The sequence below is a fragment of the Nocardia sp. NPDC052112 genome, assembly GCF_040680135.1.
Classification (GTDB): Bacteria; Actinomycetota; Actinomycetes; order Mycobacteriales; family Mycobacteriaceae; genus Nocardia.
In genome coordinates this window covers 259,590-282,076 of sequence record NZ_JBFAWD010000001.1, presented here as the reverse complement: position 1 = coordinate 282,076, position 22,487 = coordinate 259,590, and the positions used below count along the sequence as shown (strand labels likewise).

The window sequence follows — 22,487 nt, the reverse complement described above, 5'->3', positions numbered from 1 at the left end:
GATGCTTGAATTCGACGATATCCAGCACATCTTGCTCACACGCACCCCGGCGATGACCGGCCGCTACGAGTTCATGTCCTTCGGTGATCCCGCCGGCGGCCGGGCTTGGTTGGCCGAGCTGGTCGATCGGGTTCAGTCGGCCGCGGACGTGCGCGCGACGATGGACAGTTCCGAGCGGTGGATCACGCTGGCCTTCACCTGGCGTGGGCTGCGCGCGCTCGGTGTGCCGGAGGAGGCGCTGGCCACCTTCCCCGACGAGTTCCGCGAAGGCATGGCCGCCCGCGCCGACATCTTGGGTGACACCGGTGCCGATCACCCCGATCACTGGGTGGGCGGGCTGGCCGGTGACGACCTGCACGCCATCGCGATCTTGTTCGCGCGCACCGATGCCGAACACCGGCGCTGCACCGAGCAGCACCGCAAGCTGGTGGCGCGCTGTCCGGGTGTGCGGGTGCTGTCGTTCCTGGATCTGAACGCGACGCCCCCATTCAATTACGCCCATGACCATTTCGGGTTCCGAGACCGGTTGTCGCAGCCGGTGATCGACGGATCCGGCGAAGAACCGACGCCCGGCTCGGGCGCACCGCTGCAACCCGGCGAATTCATCCTCGGCTACCCTGACGAGGAAGGGTCGCCGCGCGCGCTACCGCAGCCGGAGGTGTTGTCGCGCAACGGCAGCTACATGGCCTACCGGCGGCTGCAGGAACACGTCGGTGTGTTTCGGAACTATCTGCGCGAGCACGCGGACACCCCGGACGGGCAGGAGTTGCTCGCCGCCAAGCTGATGGGTCGCTGGCGCAGCGGCGCCCCCCTGGTGCTCGCCCCGGACCATGATGACCCTGCGCTCGGCGCAGATCCCATGCGCAACAATGACTTCAACTACAAAGAGATGGACCCGCACGGCTATGCGGTACCGCTCGGCTCGCATGCGCGGCGACTCAACCCGCGCGACACGGCGGTGAATATGAACCGCCGCAGGATGATTCGCCGTGGCGCCACCTATGGGCCTGCGCTACCGGAGGGTGTCCCCGACGACGGAGCGGATCGGGGCATCGCCGCGTTCATCATCTGCGCGAGCCTGGTCCGCCAGTTCGAGTTCGCGCAGAACGTCTGGATCAACGACAAGACCTTCCACGAACTCGGCAATGAACACGACCCCATCTGCGGCAGCCAGGACGGCACCCTGGACTTCACCATCCCCAAGCGGCCCATCCGCAAGGTGCTCGCGGGCCTGCCGGCTTTCACCACACTCAGGGGCGGCGCGTACTTCTTCCTGCCGGGTATCCGCGCCCTGCGATACCTGGCCACGCTCGACAGCCGAAAGGTGACATCATGAGCGCCCTGCCGTCGGCACGCACCTACAACCAGAACCACATCCCGCGCAAACACGATGGACGGCGGCGGATGAGCATCTACTGGACGTGGAGCTACCCGTGGGAAGCCCAACGCGATCCCGCCGAAATCTACAACCGCTTCTCCACGATGACCGAAGTACGCAACGTCACGTGGCCGAGCTACGAGACCCCCGAATACGACGCAGCCCATTTTCTACAGGGCATCGCAGGCACACTGGAGCTGTTCCATCGCTCGACGCTGGCCTTCCAGCAACTGGCCGGCGAGGCGACCGGTCATCCTGTCGCCGTATTCCAGCGCATCGATCAGGCCGGCTACACCTGTCCGATCGACGAGCGGATCCTGGCCGACACGGACACGCTGATGGTGTTCGGACTCGATCATGTCCTGTCCGAGCAGGAAGCCACACCCGACGAAATCGCCGCGATACGCCGATGGCTGCAACGCGAAGGCACCTGCCTGCTCTTGGCGCCGCACCACGACGTCGGCTACACCGACGACTACACGCAGCGACAAGTCGAATACGAACATCACGGCGATCCGCTGGTGCCCCGACAGCAACGATTCGGCCAGTACACCCGCTCGCTGATGCGAGCCCTCGATGTGCCGGTGGCCAACAAATGGGGCCTGCGACCCGCGGTTGTCGACGGCACCGCCGAGATCGCCGCGCTCACCGGCTTCCGCGATCTGGACTCGATCCGGCTGCTGGACAATGTCACCACATTCAACTTCCACCCCCATCTACCGCACTACGAGCTCACCGCGCCGGAAAGCAATTCACTACGTGTCCTGGGCCGCCAGCGCGTGGACCCCAGGCGACCACATCCCTTCACCGCGGCGGGAAACGCCGAATTCAACGCGCTGATCTGGATGCCACCCGACGGCGAGCGCGCGGGCGACATCGTGCTCGTCGACTCCACCAACTTCACCACACTGTTCGGTGGCACCGACAGCCTCGAGAACCTCTGGCACAACCTCGCCACCATGCCATGACCCAGTCGCCGACTGGCATGTCTCAGTCGGTGTCCGCTGACGGGGGTTGGGACTGGACTCGGCGGATCATGTCCACGACACCTCCCAATGGGCGGCCCTCACTGATCGTGATGACGGTTTGGGCGAGTTCGGCGCAGGTGTCGTCGACGGCTTGGCGGGCCCGGTCACGTTGGGCGGTGATGGTGGCGTGCAGGAGGGCGGTCAGCGCGACCGAGCCGTTGAATGCCTGCAGGGTGATCATTTTGGCGGTCAGGTCGAGGCCGGTGAAGGCCGGAAAGTCGAGGGTCACCGCGACGATGGCGACGGTCGAGGCGATCAGGGCACAGGGCAGGGCTCCGGCCAGGTGGAAGCGCATCGCCGCCCAGATCAGGAAGGGGAAGACCAGGAAGAGCAGGTTCGCCGACACCGCGGTGGCCGATACCGCGACGACCAAGGTGCCCACCGCGAGCGTCGTGGCCTCGAATACTCGCAATGGGCTCAGTGCCCCGGGCATTCGAAAATCCTTGGCGACCAGGATCAGCGGTGCGATCAGCAGCACGCCCATGGCATCACCGGTCCACCACACCGACCAGGTGCCCCAGAAACCGTGTGCGGAAACCGTACCGGCCAGGAGCAGGGTGACGGTGCCGATCGTCGCGCTGATCAGCGTGGCGGCGAGGGCACCGAGGAAGACGAGTTCGAGTACATCGCGGACACTGTCGAAATCGCGGTGGAACCCGACCCTTTTCAGCAACAGGTACGCGACCACCGGAGCCGCCGTATTACCGGCGGCGATCATGACGACGGCGGGCACATTCGGCCCGAGCAGGGCATTGACCGCCAGCGCGCCCAGCGTGATCCCCGGCCAGGCACGCAGGCCGAACAAGAACAGACATGCGACGGCGACACCGGTCGACGGCCACAGCGGCGTGACCTGGTCGCCGACCAAGGCCATCCGCAACCCCACCTCGGCAGCTGCGAAGTAGGCGACCGCCGTGATGCTGATCCACAGCGCCGACTCGGCCTGACTGCGGAAACGACCCACGACGTGAGCATAGAACCTTTCCACAGTGCGATCAGGCAATATCGCCCCCGGACGGACAGCGATGTCGAGTCGGGCGGATGCAGACGGGCCCGATTCGGCGGCCGATCGGTAGCAGGGGCCGGGTTGTCGGTGGTCGGCATTAGGCTTTGGCGCACATGTCGAGTGGAGCCGAGTCGTGGTCAGGGGTGCAGGTGACGGCAAGCGAGGCCGATGGGCGGGATCGGGTCGCTGACGATGCCGGTCCCGACGTGCTCGACGATATCGCCGGGGACGTGTCGTTCGATCTGGAGGAGATCAACGAGCTACTGGGGGAATTGATCGAGATGCGGGGGGATCGGCAGCGGCGCGATGCCGAAATCGTGGGGTTTCGGCTCGGGGTGAGCGGGGAGGCGCCGGAGACGTTGGCGCGGATCGGGGCTCGATTCGATCTGTCGCGGGATCGGGTTCGACAGCTGCACACCCGGGCGGTAGCCCAGATTCTGCGGGAAGCACAATCGAGTGACCATCGAGCCGCCGCGGTGTTCGCTGCGCGATATCCGGTAGGGGCACGAGACCAGCAGTTGGTGCGGGCGCTGCTGGTGGAGACCTATGCGACGGATACCGATCTGGCCGCGAATGAGTTGGCGTATCTGAAACTGCGGATGGCGGGGCATGCGGGTGCGGATGCGAAGCGGGTCGCCGGATATGTCATGCAGCGGATCATGGCGTGGCAGAAGAAGACGAACCGGCGGTTGGCGAAGCTGCACGAGCCGCTGGCGACGAGTGAGCTGGATTCATGGCTGGGACAGGTCGATTGGCCCGCTTCGGCACCCGGCCCCGCTCCCCTGCCGCTCACCTCGGTGCGCACGGTCGACGGCGATGACGAAGGCCGCGGCCGGTTCTACCTCGACAAGGTCGGACGCGATGTCGGATTCGATTCCGGCCTGGAGGCTCGACTGCTCCAGACGGTGAACGCAAGCGATCTGGTCGAGACGTTCCAGGAGCAACCGAGTGCGGTCGGCTTCGAAATAGACAGTGCGGAGCGAATCTACTACCCGACCATCGCCACACAGTTGGCCGATGGCCGTGTGGTCCTGATCGATGTCGAACCGCTCGGACATATCGGTTTCCACATCAATCGGATGAAATCGGCGGCAGGTCGCGCCCATGCGCATGCCAACGGCTGGGGCTGGCTGGTGTGGACCGGCAGCACGATCGGGATCCCAGATCTGTTGCGACGCAACGTAGCCACGCAGACCGACAGTCGACTCGGCGAGCTACTCGAGCGCGGCCCGGTGCATTGGTCCGCGCTTCGGCAGTTGCGCGCGGAGGTCGAGCTGGATCTGCTCGACCTGATCGCGCTGGTGCTGCGCAACGAATGGCGTTGGGACCGTGCGCCGTTCCGCTTGACCGGCCCTCACCCCACCTGAACCCGCCTCAGCGCACGAACATCGCCCCTGCGATGAATGTCACGATCAGCATCATCGCGCAGTAGGTGATCAGCTGCCAGTGACCGATTGTCTTCTGCAGGCTCACAATGGTGGCGCGCAGGCTGGTGTCGATGCGGTGGTGATCGTCGAGCTTGCGTCTGACCTCGGCCAGCGACTCCGCGCGCTCCTGCGCGGACTCCTCGGCGCGTTCCAGCCGGGTACCGAGCTTCATGATCTGTTTCTGCTTGTCCCGCAAGGTTTTTCGGGACAGCGCCAGAGTGGTGCGTTGGTTGACCAACTCCTGGCGCTGCCGAGCGATGACGCTGGCCTGCGTCCTCGTGTGGTGTTCCCAGTCGGTCACGGTGGCCCATCCTCCTGTCGTCACATCGCGGTAACCCCACGCGATTTCGCCATGCACCCAGCCGCACAGGAACTCCCGCAGTTCGTAGGGTTCCCGGCGCGGCACGGCGAGGACGCTGTTCGACGCGTCCAACATGCCGACTTCGGCCCGGTAATCACAGGCGGACGGTGCGAAGTCGGCGATGCCGAGCGCGGGCAGCTGCCCGACCCAATAGCCCGGCGGGCACAGCCAGAGCACGCCGTCACATCCGGAGGTACGCAGCCGCGTCGTATAGTGCTGCGCCGATTCGCGATCCAGCGGGCCGGTCCGGACCTCGATGGCGTACTGCCGCTCGCCGCTGCGCCAGAGGACGTCCACCGGGACCTCCCCCACCCGTCGGTCCACCTCCGCCACGTCCGCACCATAGGACGTGAGCCGACCGCACAGCCAATACTTCAGCCGCTGGATATCCCATTGCGCGGCGGCACATTCCGGACATGTGCAGCCGTATCCCCCGGCCCGCACCGCTCCGCCGGCGGGTGCGCGGCCATCCGGCACCCGGGTGTCCGCGCCGCGACCGTCCGACAACCCCAATTCGGCGAGCATCGCCCGACGCCCGCACGCCCGCTCGACGCGCTGCTTCGTTCTCACGCGACCTCACCCCTACCCAAAACCACCGCAGGTCAGGCACGACCTACGCCATAGATCAAGAGTGCGTCAGCTTTGGCGCGCCCGCCAGCCCCCTTTACCCCGCGCTCGGGTGCGCCACAACCCGCGAACACGCGTCAACCAGCCGATGTGTGCTGTCTCACAAGCGATTTCATTGCGACACGCGAGAGCATTGCCACAGTTATTCCGATGATTGATAGTTGCCGCCATTCCTGGGACACGACCGGACCCGGACCGATGCCGGCGACCCGGCGGAGGAAAGCCGTCGGGTAACCGGACGAAAGGTGCACAGCGCGGATACGGCAGGTACTCGAAACCGCGTCGGTACCGACCGACAGATAGAATCGGCCGGCCACGAGCGGAGTTTCGGGCAATACGGGGAAGAAGGTATGGGATGGACCACGACGAGCGGAGTGGCGAATCGATCGGCGCACTCTTGTCGAGTCTGGCGACGACCCTGCGCGAGGTGAGCGATAAGCTCGACGCGGTCGCCGCCCACGTGGACGACGATCGTAATCTGGCCGGCCGCTTGGCCAAGTTGGAGGCGTGGGCTTTCCGTACCGGGGAGGATGTTTCCAAGATCGGATCACGGCTGGAACAGGTCGTCACGGTCGAGCCGAGCGACGAACCAGCCGAGCCCGCACCGCGGATCCATTCGGAACCCATTCCCGTGACCAGGGAACGGCGCGAACCGATTCCATCGCGTCGGGACCGCCTCGATGCCGTCAACGGGCGGGCCGACTCCATGAATTCGCGCACCGAGACCGGACCCAACGATCTCCCGGACATCACGACCGTACTCAGCGAAACGCCGATCGGGCGCAACAACCGCCTCGACACCACCGGAACCAACGAGCGCCTCGAACCCCCGACCGGTCGCAACGAGCGCGTCACGCCGTCGACCGGACCCAACGGGCGCCTATCGGGCACGACGGGACGGCTGGACACCCCTTCCGGGCGCAACGACCGCCTCGAAGCGCCCGAAGACACCGCGCCTCGCCCGGCACGGACCGAATTCACCGCGCCGATCACCCGTACCGAACACCTGGAACCCTTCGGCCCCGCAACTCCCAACGATTCCCTGTCCCTCCCCTCGCGGACGTCGCAGCAGGTGCCGCCCGCGGTCCCCCCGGCCTACCGCGGCGAACCGCTTTCCGCACCCACTACCCGCCCTGATTGGCTCGATTCGGCCACACCGGCGGGCACCGAACCTGCCACGCCGACATACACCAACTCGCAACCCACGACAACGGGCGACCGGCTCGAATACGGCTCGATCGGTACGAGCAACGGCCGCCTGGAGCCGCTCACCTCCCCGCCCCGCAACGGCTACGAATCCGCAACGCGTCCCGACACCGGCATGACCGCGCCGCGCGCCGAGGACAATGGTGCGCCGACTCCCGGCGCACACCGCGCGGGCACCGGCGAGGACACCTCCCACGTCGACAAGCTGCAGGCGATGCTCGACGAACTCAAGCGCAACCCCAACGGCCCCTTCGGCCGCCCGGAACCGACCTCCTCGGCCAACGAACTACCCGGCGTAGACCCGAACTTCGCAATCCGCACCGAGGGCTGAACAACTCACCGGTCCGGCGATTCCAGCCCGGCGAGGGTGTCGCGGATCAATTCGCGGAACCATCGGTGGCCGTTGTCGGCGGTGTTTCGGGGGTGCCAGGCCATGGCGATGGCGATTTCCGGGAGGGGTAGGGGGATTTCGAAGGCACACAAGCCGAGTGCGGTGCGAGTTGTCGTGGTGAGGACGGCGGGGACGGGGCAGATCAGATCGCCGGAGCGCACCGTCAGCAGGGCGCTGGTGAGGTCCGGGACCGTGGCTACGACCCGCCGGGTGCGCCCGTGCAGGGCCAGGCGTTCGTCGATGGGCCCCCGGGCACGGCCGCGGCGGGAGATGCCGAGGTGGGCGGCCGCGGCGAACCGCGCCACAGTCACGCGGTCGGTGATCAATGGATGATCCGGTGCGGCGACACCGATCACGCGGTCGCGCAGTACACGTTGCACGGTGGTCTCGGGATCGGTGTGCTCGATGACACCGACCTCGATATCGACGCGGCCGTCGCGTAGCGCGGCGGTGCCTTCGTCGCGGTCCGGAAGCAGGTGCAGTGTCACGCCGGGCGCCTGTGCGCGGACGGCGACCAGCAGCGGCGTCGCCAGCTCGCCGAGAACCATATCGCCCATCTGCACCGCGAAGTCGCGCCTCAGTGTGGCCGGGTCGAGTGCGCCCCGCGGGGTGAGCAGTGTGCGACCCCGCTCCACCAGAACGCTTACCTCGTAACGCAATTCGAGCGCGCGCGGCGTCGGCACCAGATTGCGGCCCGCACGCACCAGCAGCGGATCGCCGAGCACGCGACGCAGCCTGGACAGCGTTCGGCTCATCGCGGGTACCGAGGTGTGCAGCCGGTCGGCGGCCTGGGTGACGCTGTTGGTCTCCAGCAGCGCATCCAGAGCAACCAGCAGATTCATATCCAGTGCATCCACGCACGGATTATCCAGAATGGAATGACTGGTCGCCAACATTGCATCGGCGATAATCCGCAGCGGCTTTCGCGGCGACCTCGACGGTGCTGTCCGGTCCCACTTCGGATGAACGCTCACCATCATGCGTTGCTGATGGCGCGCTGACCTCGTTCGACTCGAAAACCGCGGTCTCACTATGAAATTCGGCATGTTGCCAGCCGGCACAGACTCTGCTTCGATCCCGCATCCACCCGGCGACAGCCATCACCGGGGCCATTGGCTGGCGGGAGCCGAAAGAACCCTCCTCTGCGATGTCGATCGCACCGCACATGCGCCGTACGCACCCCTCGACGCCGCAGCCGAATACAGCACGCCAGCGTCGAGGAGCGCCCAGCCATCCCGGGGCGCACTACGGGCAATCGACCTACGGCGTGCGCTGTTCGGCCGAGACCGGGGGCGCCACCTGGTGCGCCGCCCTGAGCACCGGCCCCTTCGAGCGTTCCGCGAGCCCACGATACGAAGACGGCTTGATCATGCGGAACCATTGCGCAGCACGGGTTCTGCGCGGCAGCCGGAATTTGAGGTCGGCGAGCATCTCATCGATATTGTGGATCGAGAACGGGGTGATGGCGCCGCCATGGGCGTGATGGCCGCCCGTGCGTCCGGCCATCCAGCGCAGCCGCTCATCGACGTGCGCGGTCATCTCCTCCTGCGTCGGCAGGGCGAGGCGGCCGCGCAGCAGCGCGGCGGTCCAATGCGCGCCGACCTCGGCGCCGAGCGTGCTGATAACCGAGGAGTTGTACCCGACGAAGCTCAGATTCGGCACGCCGATCGGCAGGATCTGCCGGTACAGGCGGAAATTGCCGTCGTCGTCGGTGAGCTGACGCTGTACATACGGGGTCAGGAACGGCACCCGCTGATGGAAGCCGGTGGCACAGATGACGATATCGGCCTGCAGGGTCGTACCGTTCGACAGTCGCACCTGGTTCGCGGACAGCTCGGTGATGGTGCTGTCGCGGTGCACCGCGATCATTCCCATCCCCACCCGCTCGAAGAAATCCTCCGTGACCAGGCTGACCGTACTCTCCGCGATATCCTCGAAGCGCCCCTCCGGCACCAGACCGAGCTCACGCAGATGCGACTTCTTGATGGCAAGTTCCTGGATCACATCGAGGTTGCTGTCGCGGAAGCTGTGCCCGGAACCATGCAGGAACCGCTCGATCCGCCCGAGCTCCTGATAGCGGAAATGCGCCTCACCCAGCCTGGTCAACATCAGCCGCTCGTAGTCGACCAGCCCACGCGCCAACTTGCGGGGCATCTTCCACAGCAGTCGGCGGGCGACCACATTCGTCGAGGCCGCGACATGACTGACCGCCTCGGCGATATCGCAGGCCGACTTGCCATAGCCGACTACCACGACCGATTTGCCGCGCGCCCACTCGACATCCAGGAACTCCGAGGCGTGCCCGATCTGTCCACCCGCCTGCCGGAACTGCTCGACGCCGCGATAGTCGGGCACCGCGGGCTCGCTGAATATTCCGTTGGCGATGACCAGATGGTCACAGGAGGTGCGGTGGACGCCGCCGTGGTCGCGGATCTCCAGCAACCAGCCGCTGTCCACCGGATCGGCCGCGACCACCTCGGTGCCGAGGCGCAGGCTCTCGCCGAAGCCGAAGCGCCGCACGTACCCGTCGAGGTACTCCTGCATCTGCTGTCCGTCAGGCACGCGCGGATAGTCGTCGGGCATCGGGAAGTCGGAGAAGTGATATGTGTGCTTACTGTTTTGTGCGCGCAGGCCGGGATACCGGCGCGTCGCACTCCATACTCCGCCGACGTCTGGACTCCGATCGAATACCTCGACCGGAAATCCCTCATGGCGCAACACCTTCGCGCAGGCGAGGCCTGCGATGCCCGCACCTACGATCGCGACGCGGTTCCCGCTCGTCATGGCACGGAGATTACGTCGCTCGCGCGAATGCGGCAAAGCCTCGGTGCGATTTCACGGAGTTGAACGGGGGGTGACTACAATCCTGGCCTTGTCGCGCGGCACGGTGGTGATATTGCGCACCCGTCCGCGCTCGCGCTTCGCGCCCTCGGGCGGGGCGAGGGTGTAGCGGGACAGGATCTCGCGCAGCACCGTGGTGCCCTCCATCAGCGCGAATCCGGCACCGATGCAGCGGCGCACCCCGCCACCGAAGGGCAGCCAGGTATTCGGTTCCACCTCGCCGTCGAGGAAGCGTGACGGACGAAAGGTCCAGGTGTCGGGATAGTTGGCCGGGCTCCGGTGCGCCAGCAGAATCGAACAGCTCACCACGGTGCCCACGGGCAGATCCCAGCCGCCGATGGTCATATCCCTGGTGAGTTTGCGGACCGCGCCGGGAATGACCGTGCGCATCCGCATCGCCTCCTTCATGACGGCCTCGAGCACCTTGTCGTCGTCGGTGCGGACCGCTTCGTGGGCGTCGCGCTGTACCTGCGGACCGATCGACAGTTCGTGCAGCGCCCAGGACAGCGCGGCCGCGGTGGTTTCGTGACCGGCCAGCAGCAGCGTGATGAGTTGATCGCGCAGCTCCGGATCGGTGAGCGGCGGATCGGAGTCGGAATCGCCGCCCGCCTGCAGCAGCCGAGACAGCACGTCGGTGCGTTCGGCGAGATCGGGTGCGGTGCGCCGGGCCGCGATCTCGGCATACAGCAGATCATCGATGGCGGCCATATTCGCGTGGAAGGACCGCCACGGTGGATACCTCTGCAGCGCTGGTTTCATCAGGCCGAGGTACTGCAGCGGGCCGATATCCACGATGTGACCGAGGCGCGGTGCCAGCGAGGCCCGGATGCGCTCGTCGGTGACGCCGAAGACCACCCGCATGATCACCTCGAGGGTGAGTGCGTTCATCCGGTCGAGGGCGATCACCGTCGAACCGGGCCGCCAGCGGTCGACCTCCGCGGCCGCGATCTCGGCGACCAGATCACGGTAGCCGCGCAGGGCGGCGCCATTGAATGCGGGCATGAGCAATCGGCGGGCTCTGGCGTGTTCGGCCTCATCGGTCAGGAGCACCGAATGCGGGCCCATGACCGGCCCGAGGATCTGGTTGCCTTCGCCCGCGTGCAGGTCGCGTGCGTCCCCCGCGAAGATCTCCTTGATGTGTTCCGGGCGGGTGAACACGACAAGGTGCTGCGCGAACGGCGGGACATGCAGCGAGAAGACATCGCCGTATCGGTGCCGCAGTGGCGGCAGCAGCTGGGCGCGGTTGCGCATGTACAGCACGCCCTGCAGAAATGCGGGGATCGGCGGGCCGGGTGGATACACCGCAGTCATCGTTCCCTCCGCATCCGGCGCCGGACGCATCGTTACGCCGGGTTCTATGCACTGTTCCATAGTTTCCCGGCATGACGGAAGCCCCTGGGGCACAAGCCCTGATCAGGGGCATAGCCCAACGCTGCGCACACCGAACTCAACGCAGCGCGGGCGCCCCTGCCAATTCGACCGGCAGGTCGTGCAACCCTCGGATGAGCATGCTCTCCCGCCAACGCAGTTCCCCACCGTCGGCGGCCAACCGCAGATCCGGATACTGCTCGACCAATCTCGTGATCGCGATGCGCGCCTCCAGCCGGGCCAGTCCCGCGCCGAGGCAATAGTGGATGCCGTGACCGAAGGCAACGTGGCCGGCGGTGGAGCGCTGCGGGTCGAATTCCGCGGCGGCACCGAAGTGCCGTTCGTCGTGATTGGCCGAACCCAGTGCGACAAGCACCAGTTCGCCCGCGGGAATCTCGATGCCGCCGAGGGTGATCGGTTCGGCGGTGTAGCGCAACGTCGCGACATTCACCGGGCCGTCGTAGCGCAGCATCTCCTCGATCAGGGCGGGCACGGCCTCCGGATTGCCGTGTAGCGCACGATAGCGCGCCGGATCCGAGAGCAGGGTGAGCACGGTATTGCCGATCAGATTGACCGTAGTCTCGTGTCCGGCGACCAGGATGAGAAACACCATGGAGATCAGCTCGTCGTCGGTGAGGCGATCGCCGTCGGCATTGGCGGCGATCAGATCCGAGACGAGATCCGCACCCAGCCCCTCGGCCCGCCGTCGCGTGATCAACTTCTCGAAATAGTCGGCGATGGCATCGGTCGCGTGCCGGACCTCCTCGGGCGTCGCGGTCGACAGCTCGACGATGATGCGCGACCATTCCCGGAAATTCGCGCGATCGGCCACCGGCACCCCGAGCAGTTCACAGATGACGGTGATCGGCAGCGGAAATGCGTACTCCGACAACAGATCCACCCGGCCCACACCGGCCACCGCGATGCGTCCGAGGAGTTCGTCGGCGATCGCCAGCACACGTGGGGCCAGCGCATCGATCCGGGCCGGCGCGAAGGCGGGGGCGACCAGTCGACGCAGCCGGGCGTGTGTCGGCGGATCGGAATTCAACAGGTGGTAGCTGATCCGGGTATTCACCGCGCCGACACCGGTGCCATCGGTCGGCAGGCCACGGGCCTTGCGGCTGGCCTCGGTGCGTGGGTCCTTGCGGATGACCGGATGGCGCAACACCTCGCGCGCGACATCCAGGTCCACGACCAGCCAGGCACGGACACCGGTATTCAACTCGATGGGGTGTACGGGCCCCTCGGCGCGCAGCTCTTCGTAGAAGGCATACGGTGTATGAAAGAAGTCCTGCGGCAGCTTTCTCATTCGACGGCCCTTCCCGTTCGGGAGTTGTCTTGCGCCCCTTCGATAGTGGCACGCGACATCGAACTCGACCACCGCGCGCCGACCGTAGCGATCACATTCGAGCGAGGAACGACCTTCGCGCGCCGCATCCGACGAAAGGATGACCACGGCCGTTTCGCCCGGCACTGCGACGGCCGGGCCGATACTCTCCGCAGATGGGACCGATTTCTCCGGCCCTGCGCGGAGCCCGGATCGCGAATTCGTTCGCCTTCGGGTTGCAGGGCTTTTTCTTCGCGGTGGTGCTCACCGAACTGCCGCAGCAGAAGGATCGCTTCGGCCTGTCCGACGGCCTCATCGCGGGTTCGGTTGTGCTGGTTTCGATCCTCGCGGGAGTCGGCAGTGTGGCGGCCGAGCAGCTGGCCACGCGCTGGTCGAGTCGGGTCACGGTACGGATCGGGCTGCTCGGCATCACGGTCACCGGATGCGCCATCGCGCTGGCTCCGAATACGCCCGTGCTGCTGATCACCCTCGGGTGCTACGGAATCGCGGTCGGCATCGTCGACGCGAGCACGAATATGCAGGGCGTTTTCATTCAGCACGGGTACGGGACATTCATCCTGTCCTCGTTCTACGCGGTGTGGAGTGCCGGATCGATCCTCGGCGCGCTGTTCGTATCCGCCTGCGAGGCATTGGATGTCACGCTGCGCGAATCGCTGTTGACGGCGGCGGGCATTGTTCTCGTGGTCGGGTTGGTGCTCGGCCCACGCCTGCTCGACGCCGCGGCCGCCGAGTCCGGGCCGGCGGAGATGGCCGACAGCGAATCCGGAGCATCCGGGATGGTTCCGCTGCGCATGTACCTCGCCTTCGGCATCGCCGCCTCGCTCGTTTTCGCCATCGATCTCGCCGTCAGCAATTGGTCGGCGCTATATCTGAAGGAGGATCTGCTCGCCAGTTCGTCCACCGCGGCGTTGGCGTTGGCGGTCTATCAGTGCGCGTCGCTGGCTGCCCGGCTGAGCGGAGATCTGTGGGTCCGGCGGCTCGGCGGGCGCCGGGTGGTGCGCATCGCGGGCGCGGTCGGCGTGCTCGGGCTGGCCGTCGCCGTGGTCGCGCCCGGGTCTGCGGTCGCGATCGTCGGCTTTCTGATCGGCGGTTTCGGCACCGGCGTTGTCGCACCGCTGTGCTTCAGCGAGGCCGGACAGCTGACCAGCGGACGGCAACTCGACGCACTCATCGCACGCCTCAATCTGTTCAACTACGTGGGCACACTCGTCGGCGGCGGGCTCGTCGGCGCGATTGCCGCCGGATTCGGACATCGAATCGGTTTCGTCATTCCTGTGCTGTTCATGGCAATCGTTATCGGACTCGCACGTGTATTCCATTCCCGTTCCGAACCGGATGAACTTTCCGCTTCGAACCAAGGTCATGCTGTACTGGACACGTGAGTGAGCGGAGCGAACGAACCATGTGCCAGCGCACCTTGCGCATGCCGGAGCCGAGCGCCAGCGAGGCGTAGGCATGAGCAACATCCCAGTCACCGTCGACCGGGCCGGATTGTGGGACGCCGAGGCCCTCAGTGACGTTGCGGCCGCGACCTTTCCGCTCGCCTGTCCGCCGCACGCCACTGCGGACGATATCGAGATCTTCATTGCCGAGGTGCTCTCCGGTGAACGTTTCGGCGAATATCTGACCGACCCCACCCGCATCGTGCTCAAGGCGGTGGCGAACGGCGATATCGTCGGCTACGCGATGTTGCACTACGGGGATCCCGCCGATCCCGAGGTCGCCAAGGCCATCGACCTGCGGCCGACCGTCGAGATCAGCAAGATGTACGTGCTGCCCGGCCACCATGGCGCCGGTGTGTCGAAGGCGCTGATGAACGCATCGCTGGAGCGGGCCCGCGAGGACGCGGTTGCCGGGGTGTGGCTCGGGGTCAACCAGGACAATGTGCGCGCCCAGCGGTTCTACCTCAAGCACGGGTTCGAGCGGGTCGGTACCAAGACCTTCGCCGTTGGCAGCCAGTTGCATCACGATTTCGTAATGCGCCGGATCCTGTAACCGGATCAGGCCACGAACTCGACCAACGCCGCATGAAAGCTCGGATCCACCACGGCCATCAGATGGTCGCCAGGCACGATCCGCAACGTCGCGTTCGGTAGTGCGGCCGCCAGTCGATCGGGCTGGGCGGCGAACGGGTCCTTATCGCCCGCCAGTACCAAGCTCGGCATCGTGATACCGGCCAGGGTTTTTATCGGCTCGTCATCCAGGCCGGTCGCGACCGCCTCGATGGCATCGCGGTCGGCGCGCACCGCGTCGGCGAGAATCCGGAACATCATCGCGATCGGCGGTGCGCCCGCGCCGTCACCGCGCATGGCGGAGCGCAACTCGTCGATATCGACGACGCGCCGGTCGACGCCGCCACAATCCAGCACACCGGATCCGATGCCGCCGACGGCCAGTTTGCGCACCCGTTCGTCCGCACCCGCCACCAGCAGCGAAATGATCGCGCCCATCGAATAGCCCACCTGCACAACGCGATCGAAGCCCAGTTCGTCGTAGAGCGCATTGACGTCGCGCGCCATGCCCGCCCACGAATACCGCGCCGGATCACGGGGTTTCTCGGAACGACCGTGCCCGCGCGCATCCAGTGACACCACGGTGCGCCCGGCGGCCTGCAGGGCGGCGACCACCCCGGTGGCCATCCAATTGGCATTCGTATCGGCCACCACCCCGTGTTGCAGGACGACCGGGATGCCTTCGCCCTCCCACACGCGGTAGTCGAGCTCCAGCCCGTCCCAGGTCTTGAACTTCGTCATCACCGGATCGTAGCTCGCCTCATGCATTGACAAGTTCTAAATGTTCAGTCTTTACTGAACATATCAGTCCTTACGGAAAACGCAGGAACTAGAGAACTTACCGAAGGAGCATCATGACCACCGTCGCCATCCGCACCGAGGGCCTGACCAAGCACTACGGCAAGCATGTCGCACTCACCGGGCTGAACCTCGAGGTCGGCCAGGGCGAGGTGTTCGGGTTTCTCGGACCCAACGGTGCGGGCAAGTCGACCACCATCCGCATCCTGTTGGACCTGATCCGACCGACCGCGGGCCGGGTCGAGGTGCTCGGCGCCGAACCACGCGGCGGTGGCGCGCAATTGCGCAGGCGCATCGGTTACCTGCCGGGTGAACTCGCGATCGAGGGTCGTAATACCGCCCGTGACCTGCTCACCTTCCTTGCCGACCTGCGCGGTGACGTCGCACCGAAACGGATCACCGAGCTGGCCGATCTACTCGATCTGGATCTGTCGAAGAAAGTCGGCGCCATGTCCAAGGGCAATAAGCAGAAGGTCGGCATTGTCGCCGCATTCATGCACAACCCGGATCTGCTGATCCTCGACGAACCCACCTCCGGGCTGGATCCACTACTGCAGCAACGCTTTCTGGATCTGGTCGGCACGGCGAAGCGCAATGGGCAGACGGTGTTCATGTCCTCCCACATTCTCAGCGAAGTACAGCAGACCGCCGATCGAGCGGTGATCATGCGCGCCGGCCAGCTACTCGGCACCGAGAATGTCGAGGATCTGCGCCGGCGTTCGCCGCGCTCGGTCGAATTGGTCTTCGGCGAAGATTTTTTCGGTGACGACTTCGCCGCACTGCCCGGCGTGCGTGACCTGACCGTCGATGGAAGAACCTTGCGCTGCACCACCGAAGGCGAGGTCGACGGTCTGTTCAAGGTGGCCGCGAAATATCAACTGGTGAGCGTGCTGTCCACTGAGCCGGATCTCGAACAGATCTTCTTCAGCCTGTACGGCCGTTGACCGTCATCGCCCGAATCACTTATCACACAGGAGAATTCGCCATGGCTCGATCGGTCTTCACCCAGACACTGAAGGAACAGCGACGCGGCCTGATCGGCTGGTCGATCGGCTTCGCCATCATCCCGATGATGTATCTGCCTTCCTATCGGTCATTGAAGGAGCAGGGCTCGCTGGATATCAAGCAGAACAAGATGTACGACGCCATGGGCGTCAGCGATTTCGCCAGCGCCAGTGGATATTTGAATGCGACCGTGTACTCGCTGATGGGTCTGCTGCTGATGTTGATCTTCGCGGTCACCTTCGCTAGCCGTTCGGTGGTGCAGGAGGAGAGCGGGGTGCTGGATCTGCTTCTCGCACAACCGATCAACCGGACCAACCTGCTGCTGCAGCGATTCGCCGCATCGGCCGTGCAGATCACCATCGCCACCACCGTGCTCACCCTGAGCGTTGTCGCCGGGACAGACGCGGGCGGGCTGGACGTACCCACCGGCAATATCGTGGCCGCCAGCGCCGGGCTCGGATTGCTGGCACTGGTCGTCGGCGCGATCACGCTGCTGGTCGGCGCGGCCACCGGAAAGCGTTCGGTGACACTGGGTTCGGCATCGCTGCTCGCGGTGGCGGGCTATCTGGCCAATAACCTCGGCGGTGACTTCGTGCGCAAGCTGTCACCCTTCTACTGGGCCAATGACGGCGCGGCGCTGGTGCACGGCTGGAACGGCATCCACCTGCTGATGCTGGTCATTGTGGCCGCCGCCGCTGTGATGCTGGCGCTCGGCGCCTTCGATCGCCGCGATCTCGCGGTCTGATCGACCGATTCGGGGCGGGCCGACACGGTCCGCCCCGTTTACCGCTATCCGCATTCTGGAAGGGATACTTCTCCGGTGGGCACGACCGACAACGAGCAGACAACCGCACCGACTCCGGAACAGTTGGCATTCGTCGAGGATTTCGCGCTTGTCCTCGAGCGGATGGGCCTGGTCCGGATGACGGGTCGGGCTGTGGGATGGTTGCTGGTCAGCGATCCGCCGGAGCAGACCTTCGGCCAGATCGCCGATGCGCTGCAGGCGTCCAAGGGTTCCATTTCGTCGGCATTGAAGACGCTGGTCACCATGCGCTGGGTGGAAAAGGTCTCCAAGCCGGGCGATCGCAGGGACTACTACGCGATTCGGCCCGGAATCCTGCCAGAGCTGACCCGTCAGCAGAGCGGCATGTATACCGACCTCACCAATATGACCGCGCGCGGCCTCGCACTGTTCGACGACCCGAATGGTGTCCACGCCGAACGGGTCCGGGATATGCACGAGTTCTTCGTGTGGATGGGTAAGGAGCTGCCGGCGTTGATCGATCGGTGGTATGCGGAGCATCCGTGCTGAATCAGGCGAGCAGCTTCGCCTTCAGTGCGGCGATATCGCTGGCCGACAGCTGTAAGCCGGTACGGACATAGTTGTCGAAACTGCCGTAGCTCTGGCTCGCCTGGTCGAAGGCGGCATCCAGCCACGCGGCCGAGACGCCGTTGAGCGGATCATTCGGGCTGGCATTGCGGTACTGGTTGGACAGCAGATAGTCCTGCGTGACGGCATCGCGGTCCACGCCGAGAATGCTCAGCAGCACTGCGGAGGTCCAGCCGGTGCGGTCCTTGCCCGCGGTGCAGTGGAAGAGCACGGCGCCATCGGTATCGATGATCTCACGCAGCACCGACGCGAAGGCCTCGTTCGCGCCGGGCGCGGTGATGAATGCGCGGTACAGGTCATCACCACCCGTGAGGGTAGTGATCAAGGTCTGCGGTGGAGCTTGGCCGATGACGTCGTGCCAGTTCGCGACCGCACCCGTTGGCACGCGGTCGGCCGCGATGGTCCGCTCGTATACGGTGCGCAGATCGGCGACGACGCGGACCTGGCGGTCGGTCAGCACGGCCAGATCGGCCGGAGTCGCATTGTTGAGCTGACCGGTGCGGTAGACCAGCCCCGTGCGCACCCAGTGGCCGTCGCTGGTGCGGTAGCCGCCGGCGTCGCGGCCGTTCTGCACACCCTGCAGGTTCAGTGCGCGGTCGAAGGTGACCGGATCGGCGATACTGACCGGGTCGGCCAGTGCGACGCCTGCCGCCGGCCCGAGGGCGACGGTCAGTCCGGCGGCCAGCGCCACCGGCACTCGAACGTAACGACGGACCACGACTACTCCAATCATCCGCGTAACTGATTGCGGCCGGGCTCGGTGACGGCTAAGCCGCTACCTCGAAGCGCGAAAGCGCCAGCAGACGCGAGATCGCGCGCAGGTACTTCTTGCGGTACCCACCGTCGAGCATCTCCTTGGAGAAGATCTCGTCCAGCTTCGCACCCGAAACCGTCACCGGAACGCTCGCGTCGTAGAGCCGGTCGGCCAGCACCACGATCCGTAGCGCGACCGCCTGATCGGTCACCGGACGCACATTCGAAATGAATACCGACGACACCCCGGAGATCAGCGCGCCGTACTTCGACGGGTGCAGCGTGCTCAGATGCTCGAGCAGCGCGTCGAATTCGTCGAGCGTGGAACCCGTTGTGGCAGCGGCACGTTCGGTGAGCAGCTCCGGCGAGGTGGGTTCCGGCGCGGGCGGCAGATCGCGGTGCCGGTAGTCCGGACCGTCGACGCGCACCGCCTCGAAGATCGACCCGAGCTTCTTGATCTCGCGCAGGAAGTCCTGGGCGGCGAAGCGGCCCTCCCCCAGCTGGCCGGGCAGGGTGTTGGAGGTGGCGGTAATGGAGACGCCGCGCGCCGACAGTTCGGTCAGCAGCCGCGATACCAGCATGGTGTCGCCGGGATCGTCGAGTTCGAATTCGTCGATGCACAGCACGCTGTTCGCCGCGAGCCGCTCGAGGGCATTGTTGAAGCCAAGTGCGCCAACGAGATTGGTGAGTTCGCCGAAGGTACCGAAGGATTTCGGCGCGGGCGCGCTGTGGAAGATGGAGGCCAGCAGGTGGGTCTTGCCGACACCGAAGCCGCCGTCGAGGTAGAGCCCGGCGCCACTGACCGGTTTCTTCTTCCCGAACAGGCTCTTCTTGTTCACCGCCTGCTGGATCTTGGCGACCTGACCGGCGAAATCCTCGGCCTTGCGGACCGCGGCAGCCTGGGTCGGCTCCTCGGGATCGGGAATGTAGGAGGCGAAGCTGACCTCGTCGAACATGGGCGGTGGCACCATCTGGGCGACCAACTGGTCCGCCGGAACCTCCGGATGGCGATCGACAAGGCGCTCTTGCATGCTGGAAGCCTAATGACGTGGTGTGATCTTTCTTCATGCAGCGTATCCACAATGCGATCCAGCTCACAGGACTGAACCGGGACGAGCTCGCCGCCCTGTATGCCTACCCCGCCGGACTCCAGCATCCTTGGATCCGCGCCAATTTCATCTCCAGTATCGACGGCGCCGCCACCAGCGGCAGTGTCTCCGAAGGCCTCGGCACCCCGGCCGATAAGACTGTTTTCATGCTGTTGCGCCAATTGGCCGATGTGATCGTGGTCGGCGCGGGTACCGCGCGGGCGGAGAACTATGGTGGCGCCGGGACCGATCCGATCTTCCGACGCGCACTGCACGACCGCGCAATGGGTGGACATCGCGACGGCGCGCCGCCACCGATCGCCGTGGTCACCGCGAGCGCTTCGCTGGACCCGGGTGCTCGGCTGTTCACCGAAACCGAGGTGCCGACGCTGATCATTACGACCAGCACCGCACCGGAGAATCGCAAACAGCAACTCGCCGATGCGGGTGCACACGTGATCGAGGCGGGCGGTGTCGCCATCACCCCGCAAGGCCTGCTCCACGCGCTTGCCGACCTCGGACTGCAGCGCGTGCTGTGCGAGGGCGGTCCGCATCTGTTCGGTGAGCTGCTGGAGGCGGATGCGGTCGACGAACTGTGCGTCACCACCGCGCCGATCCTGGTCGGTGGTGCCGCCCGCCGAATCTCGCTGTCGGCACATGAGTTCCGGGTACCGATGGTGCGCAGGCATATCCTGCTCGACGACGACGGCACCATGCTGACCCGTTGGACCCGTTCATGAACGAACCGCACGAACCTGGCAGGCTGTAGCGCATGCGCTGGACTCGGGCCGTCGTGCTGGCATCGACACTCTCGATCATGATCGCCGGATGCGGTGCGGGACCTTCCGATCGCCCCGGCGTCGCCGTCGAGCGCGCGCCGCAGGGCGGAGCGGTTCCGCACCCGACCACGGTCATCGCGCCGCCGCCGGATGCCGGTGTCCCCAAAACCGATCTGACCTGGCGCGATTGCACCGCACCCACGCTAGATCTGCTCGGCCTCGGCCCCGCGCCGGCCGGCCTGATCCTGGACTGCGCCGAATACACCACGCCGATCGACTCGACCGGCGGTGTGCTCGGCAACTTCCGTACCGGCGCCATGCGGGCGCGGCTGGCGCAGACCCCGACCGACGTCGCACCGCTGGTCATCACCTCCGGCTCGGACCGCTCCTCCACCGCGACACTGGCCGGGCTCGCCGTGGGCGCCGGCAACGGGCTGCTGGCCGGCCGCCCGATCGTCGCCGTCGACCGGCGCGGCCTCGGGACCTCGCAGCCGATCGACTGCATGACCGTCGAGGCCCGCCGCGGCCTGGCCGACAACGGGCAATTCGGGCCGGGCGCAAGCGATCCTGTCGAAGCAGTGACCGGATACAGCCAGGACGCCACCATCGCCTGTCGTGACTTTCTGCAGCCGTATGAGGGCACCTTCGACGCACCGCACGCCGCCGATGACATCGAGCAGCTGCGCAGGCAGTGGCAGGTCGACCGGATCGATCTGCTCGGTTCGGGCAATGGCGCCAAGGTCGCGCTCAGCTACGCGCGAAAGTTCGGCGACCACCTGGCGCGACTGGTGCTCGATTCGCCGGAGGCCGTCGGCGCCGATGCCGTCACTCGCACCGAACAGCGCGTCCAGGGCGCGGAGGCCGCGGTTACCGCGTTCGCCCAGCGCTGCACCGGGATCAGCTGCTCCCTCGGCGCGGACCCACGTGCGGCGATCATCGATCTGGTACGCAAGGCGAGCAGCGGCGGCCTCGGTGACATCTCCGCGAATGCGCTGTTGACCGGAGTATCGGGCTTCCTCGCCGGTCCGCGCGATCAATCCGCGCATATCGCCGAACTCGCCGACGCGCTCTCGGCCGCCGGGCGCGGCGATCGCGGCCCGCTCGGGGCGCTGATCCAGCGAGAAACCGCCGCCACCGCGGGCGACGGTCAGTTCGTCAACCGCTGCACCGATAACCAACTGCCGCCGAGCCCCAGCAAGGCCAAGGAACTGGCGGACACCTGGGGTACCAAATATCCGGTCTTCGGCAGGTCGGCCGCGATCGGGATGATGGCATGTGTCGCCTGGCCGGTCAGTGCGGCACCACCGCTGCCGGAGAAGCTGGACCTGCCGGTTCTCGTGCTCGGCGGGGTCGCGGATCCGTTGGTCGGCGATGGCGGTCAAGCCTCGGTGACCGGTGCGCTCGGCGCCGCGGGCGCGCGTAAGGCCGCCATCGCCTGGCAGGGTTGGGGACATCCGGTTTTCGCCCATTCCGGTTGTGCGCAACGGGCTCTCACCGACTATCTGAAGGACGCCAAGCTGCCTGCTGACGGCACCGTGTGCCCCGCATAACCGAGCGCAGCGAGGGCACAGCCGGTAGGGGGAATGACGGAGCCGAGCGCTAGCGAGGCGCAGACATTCCCCCTAATTCGGCGCGCCGGGGCAGGTCCCGGCAAACGTCGCGTGCGGATCCGGTGTACCGT

General features: G+C 66.1%; 20 protein-coding genes. 11 read left to right on the top strand and 9 right to left on the bottom strand.

What is annotated here, in order from left to right:
* Position 1: 1 nt before the first annotated feature.
* A complete protein-coding gene (locus AB0L58_RS01285) occupies positions 2-1,336 on the top strand; it encodes a peroxidase (RefSeq protein ID WP_364379058.1) in 1,335 nt (444 codons plus the stop codon).
* Positions 1,333-2,346: a hypothetical protein gene (locus tag AB0L58_RS01280; protein WP_364379055.1), complete on the top strand. Its 1,014-nt coding sequence runs from the start codon at positions 1,333-1,335 to the stop codon at positions 2,344-2,346. The genes AB0L58_RS01285 and AB0L58_RS01280 overlap by 4 nt, the downstream gene beginning before the upstream one ends.
* 22 nt (positions 2,347-2,368) lie before the next feature.
* On the opposite strand, the gene AB0L58_RS01275 is transcribed toward AB0L58_RS01280, so the two are convergent.
* Positions 2,369-3,370, bottom strand: a complete 1,002-nt coding sequence (locus AB0L58_RS01275; protein WP_364379052.1) for an MASE1 domain-containing protein — start codon at positions 3,368-3,370, stop codon at positions 2,369-2,371.
* Positions 3,371-3,561: 191 nt separating this feature from the next.
* On the opposite strand from AB0L58_RS01275, the gene AB0L58_RS01270 reads away from it, so the two are divergent.
* Complete coding sequence (locus AB0L58_RS01270) at positions 3,562-4,779, top strand: sigma factor-like helix-turn-helix DNA-binding protein (RefSeq protein WP_364379049.1); 1,218 nt, start codon at positions 3,562-3,564, stop codon at positions 4,777-4,779.
* Positions 4,780-4,786: 7 nt separating this feature from the next.
* Here AB0L58_RS01270 and AB0L58_RS01265 read toward each other — a convergent pair whose 3' ends face one another.
* Positions 4,787-5,770 (bottom strand): hypothetical protein, encoded by a 984-nt coding sequence (locus tag AB0L58_RS01265; RefSeq protein WP_364379046.1) that lies wholly within the window; start codon positions 5,768-5,770, stop codon positions 4,787-4,789.
* Between the two features lie 412 nt (positions 5,771-6,182).
* Between AB0L58_RS01265 and AB0L58_RS01260 the strand changes: the two genes are divergently transcribed.
* Positions 6,183-7,364 carry a hypothetical protein gene (locus AB0L58_RS01260; RefSeq protein ID WP_364379043.1) on the top strand — a complete coding sequence of 394 codons (1,182 nt, stop codon included), beginning with the start codon at positions 6,183-6,185 and terminating at the stop codon, positions 7,362-7,364.
* Positions 7,365-7,369: 5 nt separating this feature from the next.
* Here the strand turns inward: AB0L58_RS01260 and AB0L58_RS01255 are convergent, their stop codons facing one another.
* From AB0L58_RS01255 to AB0L58_RS01240, 4 genes are all read right to left on the bottom strand, one after another.
* A complete protein-coding gene (locus AB0L58_RS01255) occupies positions 7,370-8,281 on the bottom strand; it encodes a LysR family transcriptional regulator (RefSeq protein ID WP_364379040.1) in 912 nt (303 codons plus the stop codon).
* 403 nt (positions 8,282-8,684) lie between these two features.
* On the bottom strand, positions 8,685-10,208 hold the full coding sequence (locus tag AB0L58_RS01250) for an NAD(P)/FAD-dependent oxidoreductase (protein ID WP_364379037.1): 1,524 nt from the start codon (positions 10,206-10,208) through the stop codon (positions 8,685-8,687).
* A 51-nt stretch (positions 10,209-10,259) separates the two neighbouring features.
* A complete protein-coding gene (locus AB0L58_RS01245; RefSeq protein WP_364379034.1) occupies positions 10,260-11,576 on the bottom strand; it encodes a cytochrome P450 in 1,317 nt (438 codons plus the stop codon).
* A gap of 136 nt (positions 11,577-11,712) precedes the next feature.
* Positions 11,713-12,942 carry a cytochrome P450 gene (locus AB0L58_RS01240; RefSeq protein ID WP_364379031.1) on the bottom strand — a complete coding sequence of 410 codons (1,230 nt, stop codon included), beginning with the start codon at positions 12,940-12,942 and terminating at the stop codon, positions 11,713-11,715.
* 194 nt (positions 12,943-13,136) lie between these two features.
* Here AB0L58_RS01240 and AB0L58_RS01235 point away from each other — a divergent pair, with 194 nt between their 5' ends.
* Together AB0L58_RS01235 and AB0L58_RS01230 are read left to right on the top strand one after the other, a co-directional pair.
* Positions 13,137-14,363, top strand: coding sequence for an MFS transporter (locus AB0L58_RS01235; protein ID WP_364379028.1), 1,227 nt, complete (start codon positions 13,137-13,139; stop codon positions 14,361-14,363).
* Between the two features lie 82 nt (positions 14,364-14,445).
* Positions 14,446-14,976 carry a GNAT family N-acetyltransferase gene (locus AB0L58_RS01230; RefSeq protein ID WP_364380152.1) on the top strand — a complete coding sequence of 177 codons (531 nt, stop codon included), beginning with the start codon at positions 14,446-14,448 and terminating at the stop codon, positions 14,974-14,976.
* 5 nt (positions 14,977-14,981) lie between these two features.
* On the opposite strand, the gene AB0L58_RS01225 is transcribed toward AB0L58_RS01230, so the two are convergent.
* Entirely contained in the window at positions 14,982-15,734 is a 753-nt protein-coding gene (locus tag AB0L58_RS01225; RefSeq protein WP_364379026.1) for an alpha/beta fold hydrolase, read from the bottom strand.
* A gap of 113 nt (positions 15,735-15,847) precedes the next feature.
* Here AB0L58_RS01225 and AB0L58_RS01220 point away from each other — a divergent pair, with 113 nt between their 5' ends.
* The 3 genes from AB0L58_RS01220 (at position 15,848) to AB0L58_RS01210 (ending at position 18,108) form a co-directional block, all read left to right on the top strand.
* Positions 15,848-16,735: an ABC transporter ATP-binding protein gene (locus AB0L58_RS01220; protein WP_364379023.1), complete on the top strand. Its 888-nt coding sequence runs from the start codon at positions 15,848-15,850 to the stop codon at positions 16,733-16,735.
* 41 nt (positions 16,736-16,776) lie between these two features.
* Positions 16,777-17,541, top strand: a complete 765-nt coding sequence (locus AB0L58_RS01215) for an ABC transporter permease subunit (protein WP_364379020.1) — start codon at positions 16,777-16,779, stop codon at positions 17,539-17,541.
* Between the two features lie 75 nt (positions 17,542-17,616).
* Entirely contained in the window at positions 17,617-18,108 is a 492-nt protein-coding gene (locus AB0L58_RS01210) for a MarR family transcriptional regulator (protein ID WP_364379016.1), read from the top strand.
* A gap of 1 nt (position 18,109) precedes the next feature.
* Here AB0L58_RS01210 and AB0L58_RS01205 read toward each other — a convergent pair whose 3' ends face one another.
* Positions 18,110-18,919, bottom strand: coding sequence for a tyrosine-protein phosphatase (locus tag AB0L58_RS01205; RefSeq protein ID WP_364379013.1), 810 nt, complete (start codon positions 18,917-18,919; stop codon positions 18,110-18,112).
* A 34-nt stretch (positions 18,920-18,953) separates the two neighbouring features.
* On the bottom strand, positions 18,954-19,970 hold the full coding sequence (gene zapE, locus AB0L58_RS01200; RefSeq protein ID WP_364379010.1) for a cell division protein ZapE: 1,017 nt from the start codon (positions 19,968-19,970) through the stop codon (positions 18,954-18,956).
* A gap of 35 nt (positions 19,971-20,005) precedes the next feature.
* On the opposite strand from zapE, the gene AB0L58_RS01195 reads away from it, so the two are divergent.
* Together AB0L58_RS01195 and AB0L58_RS01190 are read left to right on the top strand one after the other, a co-directional pair.
* Positions 20,006-20,767, top strand: a complete 762-nt coding sequence (locus tag AB0L58_RS01195; RefSeq protein WP_364379008.1) for a pyrimidine reductase family protein — start codon at positions 20,006-20,008, stop codon at positions 20,765-20,767.
* Positions 20,768-20,799: 32 nt separating this feature from the next.
* Positions 20,800-22,356 carry an alpha/beta hydrolase gene (locus tag AB0L58_RS01190; protein WP_364379005.1) on the top strand — a complete coding sequence of 519 codons (1,557 nt, stop codon included), beginning with the start codon at positions 20,800-20,802 and terminating at the stop codon, positions 22,354-22,356.
* The last annotated feature ends 131 nt before the right edge of the window (positions 22,357-22,487 follow it).

What these genes read in the sequence shown, in the direction of transcription:
- AB0L58_RS01285 (WP_364379058.1), top strand. Translation starts at nt 2, where the DNA reads ATGCTTGAATTCGACGATATCCAGCACATCTTGCTCACACGCACCCCG.
- AB0L58_RS01280 (WP_364379055.1), top strand. Translation starts at nt 1,333, where the DNA reads ATGAGCGCCCTGCCGTCGGCACGCACCTACAACCAGAACCACATCCCG.
- AB0L58_RS01260 (WP_364379043.1), top strand. Translation starts at nt 6,183, where the DNA reads ATGGACCACGACGAGCGGAGTGGCGAATCGATCGGCGCACTCTTGTCG.
- AB0L58_RS01250 (WP_364379037.1), bottom strand. Translation starts at nt 10,208, where the DNA reads ATGACGAGCGGGAACCGCGTCGCGATCGTAGGTGCGGGCATCGCAGGC.
- AB0L58_RS01245 (WP_364379034.1), bottom strand. Translation starts at nt 11,576, where the DNA reads ATGACTGCGGTGTATCCACCCGGCCCGCCGATCCCCGCATTTCTGCAG.
- AB0L58_RS01240 (WP_364379031.1), bottom strand. Translation starts at nt 12,942, where the DNA reads ATGAGAAAGCTGCCGCAGGACTTCTTTCATACACCGTATGCCTTCTAC.
- AB0L58_RS01235 (WP_364379028.1), top strand. Translation starts at nt 13,137, where the DNA reads ATGGGACCGATTTCTCCGGCCCTGCGCGGAGCCCGGATCGCGAATTCG.
- AB0L58_RS01225 (WP_364379026.1), bottom strand. Translation starts at nt 15,734, where the DNA reads ATGACGAAGTTCAAGACCTGGGACGGGCTGGAGCTCGACTACCGCGTG.
- AB0L58_RS01220 (WP_364379023.1), top strand. Translation starts at nt 15,848, where the DNA reads ATGACCACCGTCGCCATCCGCACCGAGGGCCTGACCAAGCACTACGGC.
- AB0L58_RS01215 (WP_364379020.1), top strand. Translation starts at nt 16,777, where the DNA reads ATGGCTCGATCGGTCTTCACCCAGACACTGAAGGAACAGCGACGCGGC.
- AB0L58_RS01205 (WP_364379013.1), bottom strand. Translation starts at nt 18,919, where the DNA reads ATGATTGGAGTAGTCGTGGTCCGTCGTTACGTTCGAGTGCCGGTGGCG.
- zapE (WP_364379010.1), bottom strand. Translation starts at nt 19,970, where the DNA reads ATGCAAGAGCGCCTTGTCGATCGCCATCCGGAGGTTCCGGCGGACCAG.
- AB0L58_RS01195 (WP_364379008.1), top strand. Translation starts at nt 20,006, where the DNA reads ATGCAGCGTATCCACAATGCGATCCAGCTCACAGGACTGAACCGGGAC.
- AB0L58_RS01190 (WP_364379005.1), top strand. Translation starts at nt 20,800, where the DNA reads ATGCGCTGGACTCGGGCCGTCGTGCTGGCATCGACACTCTCGATCATG.